Origin of the sequence: Jannaschia faecimaris (assembly GCF_900107415.1) — a bacterium.
In the GTDB taxonomy this organism is placed as follows: domain Bacteria; phylum Pseudomonadota; class Alphaproteobacteria; order Rhodobacterales; family Rhodobacteraceae; genus Jannaschia; species Jannaschia faecimaris.
The window spans coordinates 20,078-37,550 of the sequence record NZ_FNPX01000006.1 but is presented as its reverse complement, the minus strand read 5'-3'; the positions used below and the strand labels follow the sequence as shown (position 1 = coordinate 37,550).

The window sequence follows — 17,473 nt, the reverse complement described above, 5'->3', positions numbered from 1 at the left end:
ATGATCCTCTGCGCTGGCGAAGCCTTAATCGACATGCTGCCCCGCGACACCGCCGACGGGCCGGGGTTTTACCCCGCCACCGGCGGCGCGGTCTTCAACACAGCCATCGCTTTGGGTCGTCTCGGCGCGCCTGTGGCTCTGCACACGGGGCTGTCGTCGGACCTGTTTGGCACACGCCTGTCCGATGCCCTGACCGCATCGAACGTCGTGAACCGCGCCGCCGTCAGTGAGCGCCCTACCACGCTGGCCTTTGTCACACTGACGGACGGGCACGCCCAATACGCCTTCTATGACGAGGGAACGGCAGGCCGGATGCTGGCCCCATCGGATGCACCCGGCATGTCAGACGTCACCGCGCTGTTCATCGGCGGGATCAGTCTGGCGGTGGAACCCTGCGCCAAGGCCTACGAGGCGCTGGCCCTGGGTCATGCCGACCTGCCGATCATGATCGATCCCAACATCCGACCCGGCTTCATCAAGGACGAGGCCGCCTTCCGCGGCCGGCTCGACCGGCTGCTGGCCGTGGCGGACGTAGTAAAGCTGTCGGACGAGGATATGGACTGGCTCGGTATGACGCCGGGCGACGTGCTGGCCGCCGGGGCGAAGGTTCTCTGCCTGACCGAAGGATCACGGGGGGTGCGCGCCCTGACCGCGAAATCCGAAGTGCATGTGCCCGCACACAAGGTCGACGTGGTGGATACGGTGGGTGCCGGCGACACGTTTAACGCCGGGTTGCTGGCCGGGCTGCACCGGGCCGGGGCGCTTACCAAAGCCGCCCCCTCCGACGCCGAGCTCAGGGCCGCGCTGGAACTTGGCGTCGCCGCCGCCGCGATCACCGTCAGTCGCGCCGGGGCGAACCCGCCGTGGGAGCACGAACTGTGATGGAAGCCAGATGAAAGCGATTGTCCAGCGCGTTACAGAGGCCCGCGTCGATATCGCGGGCAAGACTGTTGGGCGAACCGGACCAGGGGTTCTGGTGCTGGTCTGCGCGATGCAGGCCGACAGTGAGGCGAATGCCGAGGCGCTGGCCAACCGTATCGCCAAGCTGCGCATTTTCCGCGATGCGGCGGGGCGGATGAACCGTTCGTTGCTGGACACTGGTGGTGAAGCATTGGTCGTCAGCCAGTTCACCTTGGCGGCCGACACCACCTCGGGCAATCGCCCCGGATTTTCCGCCGCCGCACCGCCCGCCGACGGCGAGCGCCTTTATGAGCATTTCGTGACCGCCCTACGCGCCACGGGTGTCACGGTTGAAACGGGCCGCTTCGGGGCCGACATGGCGGTACATTCGGTCAATGACGGCCCCGTTACCATCCCGATGGAGCGCTGACATGATCGGTCGCCACCTGATCTTGGAACACTGGGGTGGCCTGTTGACGGCGGCGGCGCTCGAACCGGCGATGCGGCAAGCGGCAGAGCTTGCGGGCGCGACCGTCCTGTCGGCGCATTTTCACCCGTTCGAGGGCGGGGGCATCACCGGCGTTCTGCTGTTGGCCGAGAGTCATATCACCGTCCACACATGGCCGGAGTACGGCTATGCCGCGCTGGACGTGTTCATGTGTGGCGATGCGGACGTCGTGGTGGCGGCGGATGCGCTGGACGCTGCCCTGACGCCCGAACGGTCCAGTCGCCGCATTCTTCCACGCGGTCAGCGGAACCAAGCATCCCAGCCCGCCTGATAGGCGCGCGGCAGCGGGTGCGTCGCCAGCGTGTTCACCGGTACATCGCGCGGACCAATATCCGCATCAAAGACCTGTGCGGCGGCAAAACCCTCGGGCGTCAGCACTGACAGGCCCTCCGGCAAATCCGCCATGCGGGGAATCATGCCGTTGGGCACCCCAAGGACGAAGCCCCAAAGACCAAAGCTGGGCACGAAGGATTGGTAAGGCGTGACCGACCATTCCGTCTCCAGTGTCTTGGCCACGATCCAGAAGGCATCGCCCGCGAACATCGGAGAGCCGGCCTGCGTCGCCACGACGCCCTGCGCCGAAAGGCGACGCTTCAGAAGCCGCATGAACTCCACCGTGTAGAGTTTTGACAGAGATAGGTTCTTCGGATCCGGCAGATCCATGATGACCACATCGAACGCGCCTTCGCCATCGCGCACCCAAGTGAAGGCATCGGCGTTAACGATCACCACCCGAGCGTCCCGCAGTGCGCCATCATTCAGCGCCGCCAGATCGTCGCGATCACGGAACAGACCTGTGACGCTGGGGTCCAGATCGACCAGGGTCACCGCCTCCACCCCGTCCCAGCGCAACACCTCGCGCACGGCCATTCCGTCGCCCCCACCCAACACCAGAACGCGGGCGTGGCGGGGGGTCTGCGCCATAGCCGGATGAACCAGGAATTCGTGGTATCGCGCCTCGTCCGCGGTGTCGAACTGGATCGCCCCATCCAGGTGCAGGCGTGTGCGGTCACGGTAACGCGTCACGGTCATCTGCTGATAGGGCGTGCGCTGATCGAAGATCACCGTGTCATCATACAGTGCCGCATTCATTGATGCTGCGATCGGCCCGGACCAAAGCAGCGTGCCCGCCACCAGCGCCGTCGCCACGCCCCAGGCCGCGACCGTGCCTCGCCCCAATCGTGCGCGGAAAAGCCATAACGTGCCCCCCGCGACCGCCAGGTTGAGCAGGCCAAATACCAGCCCCCCCGCGATCAGGCCGAGGTTCGGCACGATCAGAACGGGAAAGGCCAGCGAAGCCAGTAGGGAGCCGAGATAGTCGAAGGACAGCACATTCTCGAACCGGAATCGCCCCGCGCCGATCTGGTTGAGGATGCGCGCCAACAGCGGAATTTCCAGCCCAGACAGCGCGCCAACGGCAAACAGCGACGCATAGAGCGGCAGGGCCACCGCTCCTGTCTGCGCGTAGGTGTAGAACGTCAGAAACGCCGCGAAGCCGCCGATCAGGCCAAGGCCAATCTGTGCGCGGACGAAGCCTGTGATCGCATCATGAACATAACGCGACACGAACGCCCCGACCCCCATCGCCGAGAGGAACACACCGATGACGAAGCTGAACTGACGGACCGAGTCGCCCAGAAGATACGACGAAACCGTCGCCGCGATGAGTTCATAGATCAGGCCCGCAACCGCCACGACCAGCGTGGTCGCCAACAGCCAGATCTCGGTCTTGCGCGGGGCGGATGCCGCCCCGGTTCGCAGACTCACGGCGTGCGCAGGATGGCCGCTATGATAATAGCCAGCGCGATGAACATCGCCCCCATCACGATGGCGATGGCGGTGTTCTGATCCTCCTCCAGCTCCTTGCGGAGGGAGAACGGCGTGAACAGTTCGATCAGCCACCAGCACGCAAGCAGAAGCGACAGGCCAAAGAACGTGTAGAAGATCGTCGAGACGACTTCGGAAAAGAGGATACCGTCAAAGGCGGTCATGGATGTCTCCTTGGTTTACTTGACGCGCAGGCGGCCCAGACCGCCCCCGCCGATGGAACCGCTGCGAACCGAGGCCCCGCGTGCAACGGCGGCGGCACCGACGTCACGGCTCATGGACAGGCCGTAGCTTGTGAAACTGGCCCAGCTTGCCCCGCCCAGAAGGGCAAGTGACAGGGCCATGACGAAAAGTCGCGCAAAATTCATGCCTAATCCTCCGACGACCAGTCCGAGCCCTTCCACCGGGCGCTGCGCTTGGCCAGCCCGAGGAAGGGTATTGCGATTGCGCCCCCGGCAAACAGAACCGTCGTCGCCCAGAGCCAAAAGGAGTTGAGTCGCCCCTCGCGGAACGTGACGCGGAACCTGCCGGACGTGGTGCCGGCCGCATCCGGCGTGACGGTGACGCGATAGTCGCCCGGCATCGGTGGCACGAAGTTGAGCGACTGACTCCGGCTTCCCTCACTCCAGGCGTCATCGCCCGATCCACCGGAGTAATAGCTGATCTCGCGGTAGGTTTCGGCCAGCGGCGTGCCGTCCGGAGCCTGCATCGTGACTTCGTAGCCCGCGAAAGCGTTGTTCAGCTCTTGGTAAAGCTCAAGGCGGGCGGGCCGCTTCGTGTCGTTGACACGGAATGTCAGTTCAGGCGGGATATCCTGAATCGTACCCTGAAACATCATCTGTGGTGCGGGCTGCATCCCCAACACCACGAAGGCGAGCACCAGCGATATCGCCGAAAGCCCCGCGAACCATGCAATCATGATCCGCCCGAAGGTCGGCTTGATATCCTGCAAGGGATGCTGGCCGTGGGCGCGGATCGGGTTTTCGACGCCGAAAGCCTCCTGCGCCTCGGGCCAAAGGTGGCTGCGCTCGATCTCGCGCTCCCCGCCTCCGCTGGGCTCAACGAAGGCCAGCATCCCATCCTTGGGGTCGTTCGACATGACGGTAACCGTTGTGCCGCCCCGCCCGCGTTCGGGCCGCCAGTTGAATTCGCCTTCGACGTAGGTCGTTTCCCAGTTGGTGGTGGCGTAGTAGCGGTACTTCGTCCCCTTCCAGAGGACGCGCGGCGGATGCTCGGCCCGTTCGACCTCGGCACTCGTCAGGAAAAACTGCATCGGCCCGTCGCGCAACTTGCGGGTCAGAACGCAGTGTCCGTCCTCGATCGTCAGCCAGGCGTAGCCATGCGTAGGTGAGAAGAGCTGATGATCGACCCAGTCCCAGTGGACCCCTCGATATTCCTCCTGCATCCCCAGCGTGCCGATGATGGTGAAGGTCACCCCGTCGATTTGCCCCTGCATACCCAGCCGGAACGGGGAGCGCGGCCGCTCCATCCCGTCCCAGATCTCCAGCACGCGGTACGCATCGTTGGCGTCCAGCGACGCACCGCAATAGCCGCAGACCTGCGTCGTCACTCGCCCGCCGCCCAGAACAGGCAGGCCCGCGCCGCAATTGGTGCAATTGATGGACCGGATCTGTTCGGTCATGCGGTGCGTACCTCGAACGGGTCAATCCAGTGGCCGATAAACCAACTCGACCCACCCTCCCAGTATTCTCCCGATACCAGCGCACCGCCGGTCCCGGAGAAATTCGCATAGAGGTGCGTATCGCCAAGTTCGATCGGTTCTGGAAGCTGTCCACGGAAGGCGACGGCAATGGCGTTCGCGACCTCGGTGCAGGTGAAGGTTGTATCCCCCGCCTCGAAGCTGGCCCCGACGCGGAACAGCGCACGACCTTCCGACGGCTCCGACTCCATCGGGCGTTGCAGCACAACGTCCCCCTCGTCGACAGACACCCAGACCAGTTCGCCGTCCAACGCACCGTGGTATTCATCCCAATGACCGCGACCGTAGTCGTAGCGAACGTGACCCCAGGCGGTGAATTCCCCTTCGGGCAAGCGTACTGCCCGGCCCAGCGTGATCAGTTCCGGCGCGTCCAGCATCGCGCCCGCTTCGCCCGCCTTGCGCAGCACATCGTCCTCCAGCACGACCGAGGAGCCGCAGAACTCGCAATTCACCATCCGCGCGTGGGCGAACATCTCGGGCAGCGCCGCACCACAGTTTGGGCAGGATTTCTGGCTCATGACCGACCTTTCAAATCACGCAACGGAAGACACGGCCCCGTGTTCGAGCATATTGAAGGCATCGGTGAAGAACGTCTCCGCACCGAAGTTTCCGGACTTGAGCGCCAAGGCCAGCCCGTCTGCCGCAAAGCACCAAGGAACACCGGGCGCAATCTCAGGCCCGATGCGCAGCCGGTCCACGCCCAGCGCGCGCGTGACTGCGCCGCTCGTCTCTCCACCGGCGACCACGACGCGCCCGATGCCCATTGCGCGCGCGTCCTGCGCCAGCTGCGCCAGCGCGTCTTCGACCAGCGCACCCGCACGGGCCACGCCCAACTTCTCCTGTGCCAAGGTGACGGAACTCGGCTCGGCCGTTGCGTAAACGATCTTGGGTGCGAGGGGGTCTTGCGCCTTGAGCCAGACGCGCGCGGCGGCCATTCCCCCGCTTTCGGCCAATTCCAGCGGGTCCAGACGATATCCGACGGCGGTCTTGAGGTAGTGGCCAACCTGCGCCCGCGTCATTGCGGAACACGACCCCGACAATGCGATCTGACCGTCGCCGACGTCGGGCAACGGGGCGATGTCGGGCACACCCATCGCCCCCGCCTCTCGCCACAGGACCGGCAGAGGCTGTGCAATGGCCGATCCGCCACAGATCAACGGCATGTCATGGATAGCCCCAGCAAGCGTCTGAAGATCGGCGTCCTCGACCGCGTCCAAAACGATATGTCCCTGTAACCGGCCCAACGCCTCGCGAACGGCGTCGGACCCGGTGCGCACGGTCGGGAATGCGACCAACGCGGTCTGGCGCTGCACCTGCGGGCGCAGCAATCGCTCCAGGTTGGCATCGCGCATCGGGGTCAGCGGATGATCCTTCATCGGGCTTTCGTTCAATGGCAGTTCGTTTACGAACAGGTTGCCCATGAACACCCGGCGCCCGTTTTCAGGGAAGGCCGGACAATGGACCGTGCGGTCCAGGCCCATTTCGGTCATCAGGGCATCGGCGACGGGGCCGATATTGCCGCGCTGCGTTGAATCGAAGGTGGAGCAATACTTCCAGAAGACCCGCCGCGCGCCCTGTGCCTTGAGCCAGCGATAGGCGGCGCGCGCCTCGGCCACGGCATCTTCGATGGGGTTGGTACGGATCTTGAGGGCAATGACTTCGAAGGTCGTTGCCGCCTCGGACCCGGCTTCGGGCAACCCGATGCGAAGGGTCACGGGTACGCCGGCCCGCGCAAGCATCGCCGCAAGGTCCGTAGCACCGGTAAAATCGTCCGCAATGGCACCGAAAAACGTGTTCGACATGGCCAGGCCCCCTTGTCGTCACCCTGCCCCGCAGCGTTGATAATTGGAAAGGTTTCGCGACACACTTCGCCGTGATGTGATGCAACAAGGTCGCGCCCGATCGCCCCGCGATCCTGATGGACGGCACCGCAAGACAGGCGTAGCGTCGCGCCAACTTTCAAGAGGTCAGACATGCCCGATACCATCCTGCCGAATTCCTGGGACGCCCGCGCCAAGGAAAACACGTTCTTCGGCTTTACCGACCTGCCGTCCATCCGCGATCGGGGCACCGTCGTGCTCACGCATGGCGAGGGTCCCTATGTCGTGGATACGGACGGCAATCGCTATCTCGACGCCAATTCGGGCCTTTGGAACATGATCGCCGGATTCGACCACCCCGAGCTGACGCGCGCGGCACAGGAGCAATACGCGAAATTTCCAGGCTACCATGCCTTTTTTGGGCGGATGTCCGACCAGGCCGTTATGCTGTCCGAGAAGCTGGTCGAAGTATCACCCTTTGAGAGCGGGAAGGTGTTCTATACCAACTCGGGGTCCGAAGCGAACGACACCATGGTCAAGATGCTGTGGTTCCTGCACGGTGCCGAAGGTCGCCCCGAGGCCCGCAAGATCATCACGCGGGGCAATGCGTACCACGGCGTGACGGCGGTCTCGGCGTCGATGACGGCCAAGCCCTATAACTCGGTCTTCGGCCTGCCCCTGCCTGGATTCCTGCACCTGACCTGCCCCCATTACTGGCGCGAGGGCCAACCCGGCGAGAGCGAGGCCGAGTTCCTGGCCCGGCTGGTGGTCGAGTTGGAAGACATGATCGCCAGCGAAGGCGCGGACACGATCGCTGGCTTCTTTGCCGAACCGGTGCAGGGTGCGGGCGGCGTGATCCCGCCCTGCGAGGGCTATTTCGATGCCATCCTGCCTGTCCTGCGTGCGCACGGCATCCCGATTATCGCGGACGAGGTCATCACCGGCTTCGGTCGTACCGGCGCGCTTTGGGGCTGCGAAAGTTACGGCTTTGTGCCCGACGCGATCATCTCCTCCAAGGCTCTGACAGCGGGCTATTTCCCGATGGGGGCGGTCATCCTCGGCCCGGAGCTTTCGGACCGACTGCAACACGCGGTCGACGAGATCGAGGAATTTCCCCATGGCTTTACCGCTTCGGGTCATCCCGTCGGCTGCGCCATCGCGCTCAAATCAATTGACCTCGTGATGAACGGTGGTCTGCTGGACAATGTAAATCGCCTGATCCCATCGTTCGAGGCCGGACTGGCCAAGCTGGCCCAGCACGACCACATCGGCGAATGGCGGGGTCGGGGCCTGATGGGCGCACTTGAGGCCGTGCGCGACAAGGAGACGAAGACCCCCTTCGACGGCGACCTGTCCGTGTCCGAGCGTATCGCCAACACCTGTACCGATCACGGGCTGATCTGTCGTCCGCTGGGGCAGTCGATCGTTCTCTGTCCGCCGTTCATCATGACCGACGCGCAGATGGAGGAGATGTTCGACAAGTTGGGCCGCGCCTTGGATCAGGTATTTTCCGAGGTCGTGTAATTCGCGCATGACCGTTGCCACTGCGGCGCTGCTTGGCCTACCTTCTCGAAGTTCGAGATCGGGAGGGATATTGATGAAACTGTTTTTGGCGGGCACCGCGTTGGCCTTGATCGGGGCAGCACCGGCACAGGCCCAATCGCCCATCTGCGGCGGCATCAGCGTCGTCGGCGAATGGGTCGGCGGGGAGGAGGCGGGGTCGGACCTGACCTCTGCGGCGCAGGTATTCGAGGCCGACGGCAGGGTGCCCATCGCGGGTCACCTGGTTCGCATGTTTAGCCTGTCCGGCGCGACAGATATCCGGATCGATGTTGACGCCGCGCCCTCGGGCGACCCTTATATCTCGATCTATGATGCGGGCGGCACGGAGGTCGCAGCAGACGACGACTCGGGCGAGAATTTCGGGAGCCGCATTCAAACGACGCTGGGTGCCGGAACATATTGCCTTGCCGCACGCAGCTATGAATCTGGCGTAACCGATGTATCGGTGCGGATCGGTGCGGCCGATGTGTTCGGCGACACCACCCCCGCAGCAACGCCACAATCATCCAGCCCCTCAGGGACCGAAGGGGGGGCCTCCTGCTTCACGCCTGGCATGGCGCGTCTTGGTGACGGCCTGACACCCTCGGATCTGACCGGCGGCATATTCGCCAACCTGACCGCATCCGAGTCCCCGGCGCTCGGGTTCTCACTGGCGCAGGAAACGCCCCTGTCGGTTATCGCCAACAGCGAAAACGGTGATCCGCTGATCCGCCTGCTGGATGCCAACGGGGCCGTCATCGGCGAAAACGACGACTTCGACGGGTTGAATTCGCGCATCGACCTGACGCAATCCCTGCAACCGGGCGACTACTGCATCGAGATCGAAGACCTGAACGGGGCGGACAACGCGATCGAAGTCGGTGTTGAAGCCTTCGATCCGGCGGCCGATCGCCTGCGCCGCCTGAACGCGGCCGAATACGCGCCCACCTCAAGCGACAGCGTCATGGTAACCGATCTTGGCACGCTCGAAACTGCACTGCTGCACGAGGTGCAGGCCAGCGGCGACGCATCATGGATCACCATCGATCTGCCTGCCGGTGGTCTGGTCCTGACCGAGGTGATCGGCGACGGTTTCGATCCGATCGTCACTCTGTTCGACCGGGTCGGACGGCGTGTGGCCGAAAACGACGACGGGCCGGAGGGACTGGACAGCTTCCTTGCAACTCGCCTGTTGCCTGGTCGCTATATGATCGCCGTTCGCCTGATCGACGACAGTTCCGGCCCGGTGCGCCTGTTGATGGAACGCTACGTTCCCGCACAGTGAAGCCTGTTTCGGGACGCGAACAAACAAGGGGGCCACGAGGCCCCCTTTCATCGTTCGGCTGAACTTTGTGCTCTACTTATTCATCTTCAACAGCATCGCCTGCATTTCGGCCAACTGCTTGCGTATCGCATCCAACTCGTCCTTGGACTGACCATCCGGGGCCGCGTCCGCCGTTTCATCGGCGGCCGGTTCCGTGGGGGGGTCGCCCTCGACCCATTTCTTTCCGGTCATCGCCTTGAAGAAGGCCGCCTGCTGCTCCTGCATTGCCTTGAAGCCGGGCATCTGCGCCATCGGGTTAAGGGCAGTCATGTTCTCGACCATCTTGGACTGACCCGAGCGCAGCATCTCGAAACTGGACGCCAGGAACTCGGGAACCACGGACTGTGCATTGCCGGTGTAACTGCGAACCAGATCGGTCAGCACACCCAAAGGCAGAACCGAGTCGCCCTTCGATTCATGTTCCGCTATGATCTGAAGAAGATACGAGCGCGTCAGGTCGTCACCGGATTTCAGGTCAACAATCTGGACTTCGCGGCCCGCGTGGATGAATCCGGCGATATCTTCCAGCGTTACGTAATCACTGGTCTCGGTGTTATACAGCCTACGACTGGCATAACGCTTGATCAGCAGCGGCTTCATTCCGTCCGACATGACCGACCTTTCACTTTGTTGCAGTGCAGCAGAGCGTAGCGGCACATACACAAAGCGCAAACGAAAAGGGCAGAACCTTTTGGTCCTGCCCCATTCAATCGTCATTTACTGGACAACCGTCCGACCTTACTTGCCCGAAGTGGCTTTCTTGGTCGCCGTCGTTGCTTCGGCGGTCGCCTTTTTGACGGCGGCAGTCGCGTCTTCCTGAGCTTCCTTGCCAGCGGCCATCATCAACTCGACCGTTTCCATCTGAACCTTCTTGGCGATCTCGGCGAAGGCGGCCATGTTCTCGGTCGCGACTTCGGCGGAGGCCGATGCGAAGTCCGTTACGGACTTGGCGTAGTCGGTGGGCTCGTCCTTGACCGAAGCAACAGGAGCCATCTTGGACAGTGTCTCACGGGTCCACTTGTGCGAGATCTCGGCGGACTGCTCGGCGGCCTGAAGCGCGACCTTGGACATCTTCTCGGCGAAGGCGGCCTGGGTTTTGAAGGCTTCGGTCATCGCCGAGTTGTCGACGGGGAACGAACCCATCATGTCGGTCATGTACTTGGTGAAGTCTTGTGTCTTGTTAGCCATGGTAAGCTCCTGTTTATTTGCTGTCGAGAGGTCTGCCCGACCACCGGGCCAAGCTCCTCATCGGCTGACACTCATCTACATGCTGCAGCGCGGCATTTCAACCTTTTTCTGCACTGCAGCATAAAGAAACCTTCGCACACGCGGCAAAGGATTCCGTGACGTAAGCGTGCTAGTGAGAAAGAACCTCTAAAATATTGGTATGAAACACTTTTCTAAATCATCAAGTCACCCATTCCATAAAGCCAAGCCGGATGCCAAGAGGGGATAATAGGACGTCAGGGTTGAATCCGCCCTTACTCAAACGTCTTTTCGGCCTGTCCGATTCGCCCTCCGGTCGCCCCCGAGAAGGCTGGCGGTTTCCCCGACCCTGACGTGATATAATGAGATCAGCGTCCCGCGGCTGCGCGGTCGCTATACCTGCTCGGTCGCTATGTTGTCGCAGGAATGACTGCGCGCTGGATCGGCTTCCACGCCATTTCTCCCTCCCGCAATGCACCCTATCCGGGCGCGGTTTGAGCACGAGATTTTCAGACCACTCGCTCCTCCCCGCTCTTCCTGAGGCCGGGATCGCCAGATCTAACAGAAGGGAGCGTATCTTACGGGCGGTGCCACAACTGCGGATGAACTAGCGGCTGCTAGTCAGTCGCGCGCGCCCGGCGCTTCCCGGCTCGCCAATCCGCAGGATCAATCATTTCGAAGGCCCAAAGGCCACGCGCGACGCGCACGGCTTCGGACTGCTCATCAAGATAGGTACGATCGTCGCGGTACGTCCGCGCAAACCCGCGCCGGACAAGATCCCCATTCACGTCCTTCCCAGACACGCTACAAGCCGCCAACGCCCGACCATAACGGTCATAAGCCTGAACAGCGCAGTGAGCCCTCCGCCCCCCATAGAGCCGCCGCGTTGCATCGGTCGCCAATGCGCCGCACCGCAGGATTGTCCCTGCCGCGTCGTGACAAGTCTGGTCGTTTTCCGCCGCATCGATGCCGAGAAGCCGGATGTTGGTCGGCGCACCGATATCGAAGGTATCGGCGTCGATGACCCGGATTGTCCCAGTCAGGATCTCGGCCTTCGCCGGGGCAGCCAGCATTAAGAATATTGAACAGATGATGAACATGGCGATGGACTCGCCAGTTCAGCTCTGGATGGCAAGACCAATCGTGAACCGAAGGTTAACGGAACGCAGCTACTTCATTGCCGCAGAGGGCGGTGTGATAACGCGGTTCAAGCGGGACTCGCGCCAGGCGATGAAGCTCACCGAAGCGATGATAATTGCCGCCCCCAGGATGACGAAAGCGTCCGGCGGCTCTGCAAAGACAAGCCAGCCTAGCAACACCGCCCAGACCATCTGCAAGAACGTCACGGGTTGGGTAACCGAGATCGGAGCCGCCGCGAAAGCACGCGTCATGGCATAGTGCCCGGCCTGCGCAAACGCCGCGACCAGAAACATCCAGACCAGATCAACCAAGGTCGGCGTGACCCAGACAAACCAGGCAAAGGGGGCCAATCCGATCGTCACCGTGAAAGACAGCATCGCCACAACGACGGATGCCGCATGGCGATCAGACAGCGGCTTGGCGAAAAGATAACTCGCCCCGAAGAGCGCGGCCGTTCCCAGCATCGCAAGATGCCCCGTCTCGACTTCTCGAAAGCCGGGCCGCAGGATGACGACGACCCCGAACAATGCCGCCAGCACCGCCAGGATCCGCCGCAGGGCGAGACGTTCGCCCAGGAATACCGCCGCGCCCAATGTCACATAGACGGGATTGAGGTAGTTCATCGCCGTCACCTCTGCGATGGGGATCTGCGTCATGGCGAAGAACCACAACATCACAGCGATCGTGTGGACCACGCCCCGCCCCACGAACAAAGCAGCGTCGCGCGCAGTCATGCGCGCCGCCAAAAGCCCCCGCAAAAACGGCAAAAGAAACACGACTCCCAGAAGATAGCGAAGAAACGCCGCCTCCGGCGCAGGCAGATTCTGGCCCGCGTGCTTGACCACGGCAGTGACCGCAATGAAACACAGCCCCGTGGTCATCATCCACAGAATACCTTGGAGCGGGCGGGAGGGCATCATCATCCGCAATCCATGGTCCTGTTTTCGTCGCGCCGCAAGTATCTCAGGCGAATAGAAGATTTGCGGCAATGGCCCACATGACCAAGGCGATCAACCCGTCCAGCACCCGCCAGGCGGACGGTTTTGCAAAAAGCGGCCGCAACAGGGCCGCGCCGAACCCGAGGCTCGCGAAGAAGACCCAGGCGGCCAGAACGCAGCCGAGGCCGAAGAGCAACGGCGCAGCGTATTGCGTCGAAATCGACCCCAGCAGGATCACCGTGTCGAGGTAGACATGCGGATTGAGCCACGTGATCGCCAGCGCGGCAAGGGCCGTCTTGCGAAGGCTGCCGTTCTGTCCCTCCGCCTGCAGCGTCAGGCCGCCCTGCCATGCCGCCCAGGCCGCGCGGGCGCCATACGCGATCAGGAATGCCGCCCCCCCGTACCGGAATGCCGGAATGACCAAAGGCACCACTTCAACCAGTGCACCGAAACCAAGAACCCCCGAGGTGACCAAGATAGTTTCCGAAATCGCGCAGATAAGGACCACGGTCAGCACATGCTCCCCACGCAGCCCCTGCCGCAGAACGAAGGCGTTCTGTGCGCCGATGGCGAGGATGAGTGAAAGGCCGAGGCCGAAACCGGAGAGGAGCGAAATCATGCGCCCTCATGGACGCTTAACCCGCATCGGTGCAACTTAGCTTTCATCACACAGGATAAGTAATGCTTATGATCGCGCCGCAACTTATGACAACCCTGATCGCCGTGGTCGAGACGGGCAGTTTCGACATGGCCGCAGCGCGCCTGCGCGTCACGCCGCCCGCCGTCAGTCAACGGATGCGCGCCCTGGCCGAGGCGGCAGGCGGCCCGGTGTTTGCGCGCCTGCAACCTGCGGTACCGACCGACCTGGGTCGCCGCCTGATGCGCCACGCACGTGACATGGCTGCGCTGCAGGCCGATCTTTCGGCGGACCTTGGGCAGGATGGCGGGCCGCGCCCGGTTTCCATAGCGCTCAACGCCGATAGCCTTGAAGTCTGGGCCGTACCGCCCTTGGCGTCCTGTCCCGGCTTCCGCTTCGACATTTGCATTCTGGACCAGGACCACTCGGCCGAAGTCCTGCGCCGGGGTGAGGTCAGCGCAGCACTGACAACACGCGCCGACCCTCTGCCCGGCTGCGACGCGCATCCGCTCGGCGCTCTAAGGTACCGCGCGACCTGCACTCCGGCCTTTCATGCTCGTTACTTTGCGAAGGGCGTTACCGCACAGGCGCTCATTGCTGCGCCCAGTCTCCGCTTCACGGCGCTCGACGCTCTCCAGAAACGGTGGATCGCCCGTCAGACAGGGCAACCGATCGACCCGCCCGCCCATCACCTCGCCGCCCCCGGTCCCTTCGTTCAGGCCACGCGCGAAGGGCTGGGCTGGGGCCTGAACCCGGAAAGGCTCGTTGCAGAAGACATTGCGGCCGGTCGGCTGATCGAACTGATCCCCGACACGCATCTCGACACGCCGCTGCATTGGCAGGTCGGCCGCACGATGGCCGAAGTGTTGGCCCCGGTAACGCGCGCAATCCGAAATGCGGCAAGGGAGGCCCTGATCTGAGGACCGCCCTTCTCTGCTTCACAAATACTCAGACTGAAACGTTTACTCGTCCAGTTGCGCCATCACCTCGTCGCTGGCTTCGAAGTTGGCGGTGACGTTCTGCACGTCGTCGTCATCCTCCAGCGCGTCCAGCAGTTTCATAAGTGACTGCATACCATCCAGATCCAGTTCGGTCGTCGTCGTAGGCCGCCAAACCAGTTTGGACGTCTCTGATTCGCCCAACAGCTCTTCCAGCGCGTTTGACACGGCGGCAAGGTCGGTGTCGGCGCACCAGACCACGTGGCTTTCCTCGTCTGACTCGACATCTTCGGCCCCGGCTTCGATCGCAGCCATCAAAACGTCATCGGCATCTCCGACGGACGCGGGGTAAATCACCTGGCCCTTACGGTCGAACATGAAGCCGACCGAGCCAGTCTCGCCCAGATTGCCGCCATTTTTGGAAAAGGTAGAGCGGACGGAAGACGCGGTGCGGTTGCGGTTGTCGGTCATCGCCTCGACGATGACGGCAACGCCGCCCGGACCATAGCCTTCGTATCTGATCTCGTCGTAATTCTCGCCCTCACCGCCCGACGCCTTGGAAATCGCCCGCGCGATCACGTCCTTGGGCACCGACTGCGACTTGGCCTCCTTCACGGCCAGCCGCAGACGCGGGTTCTTTTCGGGGTCGGGGTCGCCCATCTTGGCGGCAACGGTGATTTCCTTGCTGAGCTTGGAAAACAGCTTGGCGCGGATCTTGTCCTGACGCCCCTTACGGTGCTGGATGTTTGCCCATTTCGAATGGCCCGCCATGAGTCGCGCTCCGTCTGTCCTGCGTGTCGGGCCGCGTATAGCCCCGGGGCGCAGGCCTCCGCAATCCCGGCGGGGTTTGGGGCGGAGGCTTCCCGGTAATGGTGCCCCGCTGTGAGTCAGGTGCGCCCAAGGAGGCATGGTCCCGGAACTGCAGATCCGAACGTCTCTCGTCAAGGCCACCGAACCCGTGCCCCTCTTGGCGGCGTGTGCAGGTGATGTCTTGGGGACCGGGTCCAACTCCGGCATTCCCTAAGGCAACGCCGACACATTGCCACAGACACCTGACGCGACCGGCTTTGCGCGCAAACTGTCCCGTGCTAGCCCCGGGGCATTCACAGGCGGGCCTACGCTTAATGACCACCGACCAGATCATCCTTTTCAGCCTCTTTGGCGGCGTCTTTGCGATGCTGCTCTGGGGTCGGTTCCGCTATGATATCGTGGCCTTCTCGGCGCTGCTGCTTGGTGTGATTTTGGGTGTCGTGCCCAAGGCAGACGCATTTTCCGGCTTCGGTCACCCCGCGACGCTAGTCGTGGCGCTGGTGTTGGTCGTCTCGGCAGGGTTGGTGCGGTCGGGCGCGGTGATGCTGATCACGCGCACGATGATCGACAGTTCTCGCAAGGTGGGCGCGCATATCGCGATCATGGGCAGCATCGGTGCCGTTTTGTCCGCTTTCATGAACAACGTTGCGGCCTTGGCCTTGCTGATGCCAGTCGACATCGCGACCGCACGCAAGGCCGGGCGCAAACCGGCCGCCACCCTGATGCCATTGTCGTTCGCGACAATTCTTGGCGGTATGATAACCCTGATCGGCACGCCACCCAACATCATCGTCGCCGGCATCCGACGGGACCAGTTGGGTGAATCGTTCAACATGTTCGACTTCGCTCCGGTGGGACTGGTGACGGCACTGGCTGGCCTTTTGTTCGTCGCACTTATCGGCTGGCGGCTGATCCCAAGCGTGGACGATGGTGCCCAATCGGGGGTCGAGTCCGAGACGGCGAATTTCGTCGCCGAACTGACCGTGCCCGAAGGCCATCCACGACTGGGTAAAAGTGTGTCGGATTTCAACGACGTGGCCGACGACACCGGCGTATTCATCTTGGGCCTGATCCGCGACGGCCGCCGAATGTTCGGAAGCGCGCGCAATGTGACCCTGAAGGAGGGCGACGCTCTGATCCTGGAGGCCGCGCCCGAGGCGCTGGATGAATTCCGCGCTTCCGAGAATCTCGATTTCGCCGATGGTCGACGCATGACCCTGCTGGAGGCGGCGGAGCAAGGCCTGTCGCTGGTCGAGGTCGTCATCCCCGAGTTCAGCCGGATCACCGGCAAGTCAGCGCAATCCATCGGTTTGGCATGGCGGCATCGTACGGTACTTCTGGGCATCTCCCGCAGGGGCCGGCGCATCATCGAACGGGTTCGCCGCGAGAAGGTGCAGCCGGGCGATATCCTCCTTCTCCTCATCCCGTCCGAAACGTCGGAGCAGGTCATCGGCTGGCTGGGTGGCCTGCCCCTGGCGGACCGCGGGCTTGCGGTGACCGAAAACAAGAAGATCTGGCCCGCGGCCCTGCTGTTCGGCGGCGCAGTCATCGCGGCGAGTTTCGGTCTGGTCGATCTGACGGTGGCCCTTGGCGTCGTCGTCGTCGGCTACGTGTTGACCCGCATCGTACCGCTGGCCGAGCTTTACGATCACATCGAATGGCCCGTCGTCGTCCTGCTGGGGTCCATGATCCCGCTCGGGGCCGCGCTGGAGACGTCGGGCGGCACGCAGTTGATCGCCAATTCCCTGACGGGCCTGACGTCGGGACAGCCCGCCTGGGTCGCGCTGCTGGTGTTGATGGTGGTGACGATGACGCTTTCGGACGTGCTCAACAACACGGCGACGGCCATCGTTGCGGCCCCGGTCGGCATCCAGATGGCGAAAACGCTGGGGGTCGACCCCGACCCGTTCCTGATGGCTGTCGCCGTCGCCGCCTCCTGCGCGTTCCTCACGCCGATCGGGCACAAGAACAACACGCTGGTCCTTGGTCCCGGAGGATACAGCTTTGGCGATTACTGGCGCATGGGCCTGCCGCTGGAGATCCTGGTCGTCGCGGTATCGGTCCCCTCGATCCTATTCTTCTGGCCGCTTTGAGGCCGCACCTGCTGCGTTTGAAGTCTGCTTCCGGGAAAGGGACAGAAACGGCAGTTTCGGGTTGAACTAT

19 protein-coding genes are annotated in these 17,473 nt (G+C 63.0%); 7 read left to right on the top strand and 12 right to left on the bottom strand.

Annotated elements, in window-relative coordinates; genetic code table 11:
* From BLV27_RS08665 to speD, 3 genes are read left to right on the top strand one after another with little or no spacing between them, the layout of a single operon-like run.
* Positions 1-882 carry a carbohydrate kinase family protein gene (locus BLV27_RS08665; RefSeq protein ID WP_092644978.1) on the top strand — a complete coding sequence of 294 codons (882 nt, stop codon included), beginning with the start codon at positions 1-3 and terminating at the stop codon, positions 880-882.
* A 10-nt stretch (positions 883-892) separates the two neighbouring features.
* Positions 893-1,330, top strand: coding sequence for a D-aminoacyl-tRNA deacylase (gene dtd, locus BLV27_RS08660; RefSeq protein ID WP_092644976.1), 438 nt, complete (start codon positions 893-895; stop codon positions 1,328-1,330).
* 1 nt (position 1,331) lies between these two features.
* The gene (speD, locus tag BLV27_RS08655; RefSeq protein WP_244504593.1) at positions 1,332-1,679 is read left to right on the top strand and encodes an adenosylmethionine decarboxylase; all 348 of its coding nucleotides are present in this window, start codon (positions 1,332-1,334) and stop codon (positions 1,677-1,679) included.
* Here speD and BLV27_RS08650 read toward each other — a convergent pair.
* Genes BLV27_RS08650 through otnK form a run of 6 tightly spaced genes read right to left on the bottom strand, consistent with a single transcriptional unit; the run spans position 1,649 to position 6,757 of the window.
* Complete coding sequence (locus BLV27_RS08650; RefSeq protein WP_244504592.1) at positions 1,649-3,175, bottom strand: polyamine aminopropyltransferase; 1,527 nt, start codon at positions 3,173-3,175, stop codon at positions 1,649-1,651. The two genes, speD and BLV27_RS08650, sit on opposite strands and share 31 nt — an antisense overlap.
* Positions 3,172-3,399 carry a DUF350 domain-containing protein gene (locus BLV27_RS08645; protein WP_092644972.1) on the bottom strand — a complete coding sequence of 76 codons (228 nt, stop codon included), beginning with the start codon at positions 3,397-3,399 and terminating at the stop codon, positions 3,172-3,174. The genes BLV27_RS08650 and BLV27_RS08645 overlap by 4 nt, the downstream gene beginning before the upstream one ends.
* A 15-nt stretch (positions 3,400-3,414) precedes the next feature.
* On the bottom strand, positions 3,415-3,603 hold the full coding sequence (locus tag BLV27_RS08640; protein WP_092644970.1) for a hypothetical protein: 189 nt from the start codon (positions 3,601-3,603) through the stop codon (positions 3,415-3,417).
* Between the two features lie 2 nt (positions 3,604-3,605).
* The gene (locus tag BLV27_RS08635) at positions 3,606-4,877 is read right to left on the bottom strand and encodes a DUF4178 domain-containing protein (RefSeq protein ID WP_092644968.1); all 1,272 of its coding nucleotides are present in this window, start codon (positions 4,875-4,877) and stop codon (positions 3,606-3,608) included.
* Positions 4,874-5,473 (bottom strand): DUF4178 domain-containing protein, encoded by a 600-nt coding sequence (locus BLV27_RS08630; protein WP_092644966.1) that lies wholly within the window; start codon positions 5,471-5,473, stop codon positions 4,874-4,876. The genes BLV27_RS08635 and BLV27_RS08630 overlap by 4 nt, the downstream gene beginning before the upstream one ends.
* A 15-nt stretch (positions 5,474-5,488) precedes the next feature.
* On the bottom strand, positions 5,489-6,757 hold the full coding sequence (gene otnK / locus BLV27_RS08625; protein ID WP_092644964.1) for a 3-oxo-tetronate kinase: 1,269 nt from the start codon (positions 6,755-6,757) through the stop codon (positions 5,489-5,491).
* 171 nt (positions 6,758-6,928) lie between these two features.
* Here otnK and BLV27_RS08620 point away from each other — a divergent pair, with 171 nt between their 5' ends.
* The gene (locus BLV27_RS08620; RefSeq protein ID WP_092644962.1) at positions 6,929-8,299 is read left to right on the top strand and encodes an aminotransferase; all 1,371 of its coding nucleotides are present in this window, start codon (positions 6,929-6,931) and stop codon (positions 8,297-8,299) included.
* Positions 8,300-8,372: 73 nt separating this feature from the next.
* The gene (locus BLV27_RS08615; RefSeq protein ID WP_092644960.1) at positions 8,373-9,602 is read left to right on the top strand and encodes a DVUA0089 family protein; all 1,230 of its coding nucleotides are present in this window, start codon (positions 8,373-8,375) and stop codon (positions 9,600-9,602) included.
* Between the two features lie 72 nt (positions 9,603-9,674).
* Here the strand turns inward: BLV27_RS08615 and phaR are convergent, their stop codons facing one another.
* The 5 genes from phaR to BLV27_RS08590 all read right to left on the bottom strand — a co-directional run bounded on the left by phaR (position 9,675) and on the right by BLV27_RS08590 (position 13,544).
* A complete protein-coding gene (gene phaR / locus BLV27_RS08610; RefSeq protein WP_092644958.1) occupies positions 9,675-10,253 on the bottom strand; it encodes a polyhydroxyalkanoate synthesis repressor PhaR in 579 nt (192 codons plus the stop codon).
* A 126-nt stretch (positions 10,254-10,379) separates the two neighbouring features.
* A complete protein-coding gene (locus BLV27_RS08605; protein WP_092644956.1) occupies positions 10,380-10,829 on the bottom strand; it encodes a phasin family protein in 450 nt (149 codons plus the stop codon).
* 635 nt (positions 10,830-11,464) lie between these two features.
* Positions 11,465-11,947: a thermonuclease family protein gene (locus BLV27_RS08600; protein ID WP_092644954.1), complete on the bottom strand. Its 483-nt coding sequence runs from the start codon at positions 11,945-11,947 to the stop codon at positions 11,465-11,467.
* Between the two features lie 69 nt (positions 11,948-12,016).
* Complete coding sequence (locus tag BLV27_RS08595) at positions 12,017-12,910, bottom strand: DMT family transporter (RefSeq protein WP_244504591.1); 894 nt, start codon at positions 12,908-12,910, stop codon at positions 12,017-12,019.
* Positions 12,911-12,950: 40 nt separating this feature from the next.
* Positions 12,951-13,544 (bottom strand): LysE/ArgO family amino acid transporter, encoded by a 594-nt coding sequence (locus BLV27_RS08590; RefSeq protein WP_092644952.1) that lies wholly within the window; start codon positions 13,542-13,544, stop codon positions 12,951-12,953.
* 62 nt (positions 13,545-13,606) lie between these two features.
* Here BLV27_RS08590 and BLV27_RS08585 point away from each other — a divergent pair, with 62 nt between their 5' ends.
* A complete protein-coding gene (locus BLV27_RS08585; protein ID WP_244504590.1) occupies positions 13,607-14,482 on the top strand; it encodes a LysR family transcriptional regulator ArgP in 876 nt (291 codons plus the stop codon).
* A gap of 42 nt (positions 14,483-14,524) precedes the next feature.
* Here the strand turns inward: BLV27_RS08585 and BLV27_RS08580 are convergent, their stop codons facing one another.
* Entirely contained in the window at positions 14,525-15,271 is a 747-nt protein-coding gene (locus BLV27_RS08580) for a YebC/PmpR family DNA-binding transcriptional regulator (protein ID WP_092644950.1), read from the bottom strand.
* A gap of 353 nt (positions 15,272-15,624) precedes the next feature.
* On the opposite strand from BLV27_RS08580, the gene BLV27_RS08575 reads away from it, so the two are divergent.
* Positions 15,625-17,403, top strand: a complete 1,779-nt coding sequence (locus BLV27_RS08575; protein ID WP_092644948.1) for an SLC13 family permease — start codon at positions 15,625-15,627, stop codon at positions 17,401-17,403.
* Positions 17,404-17,473: the final 70 nt, after the last annotated feature.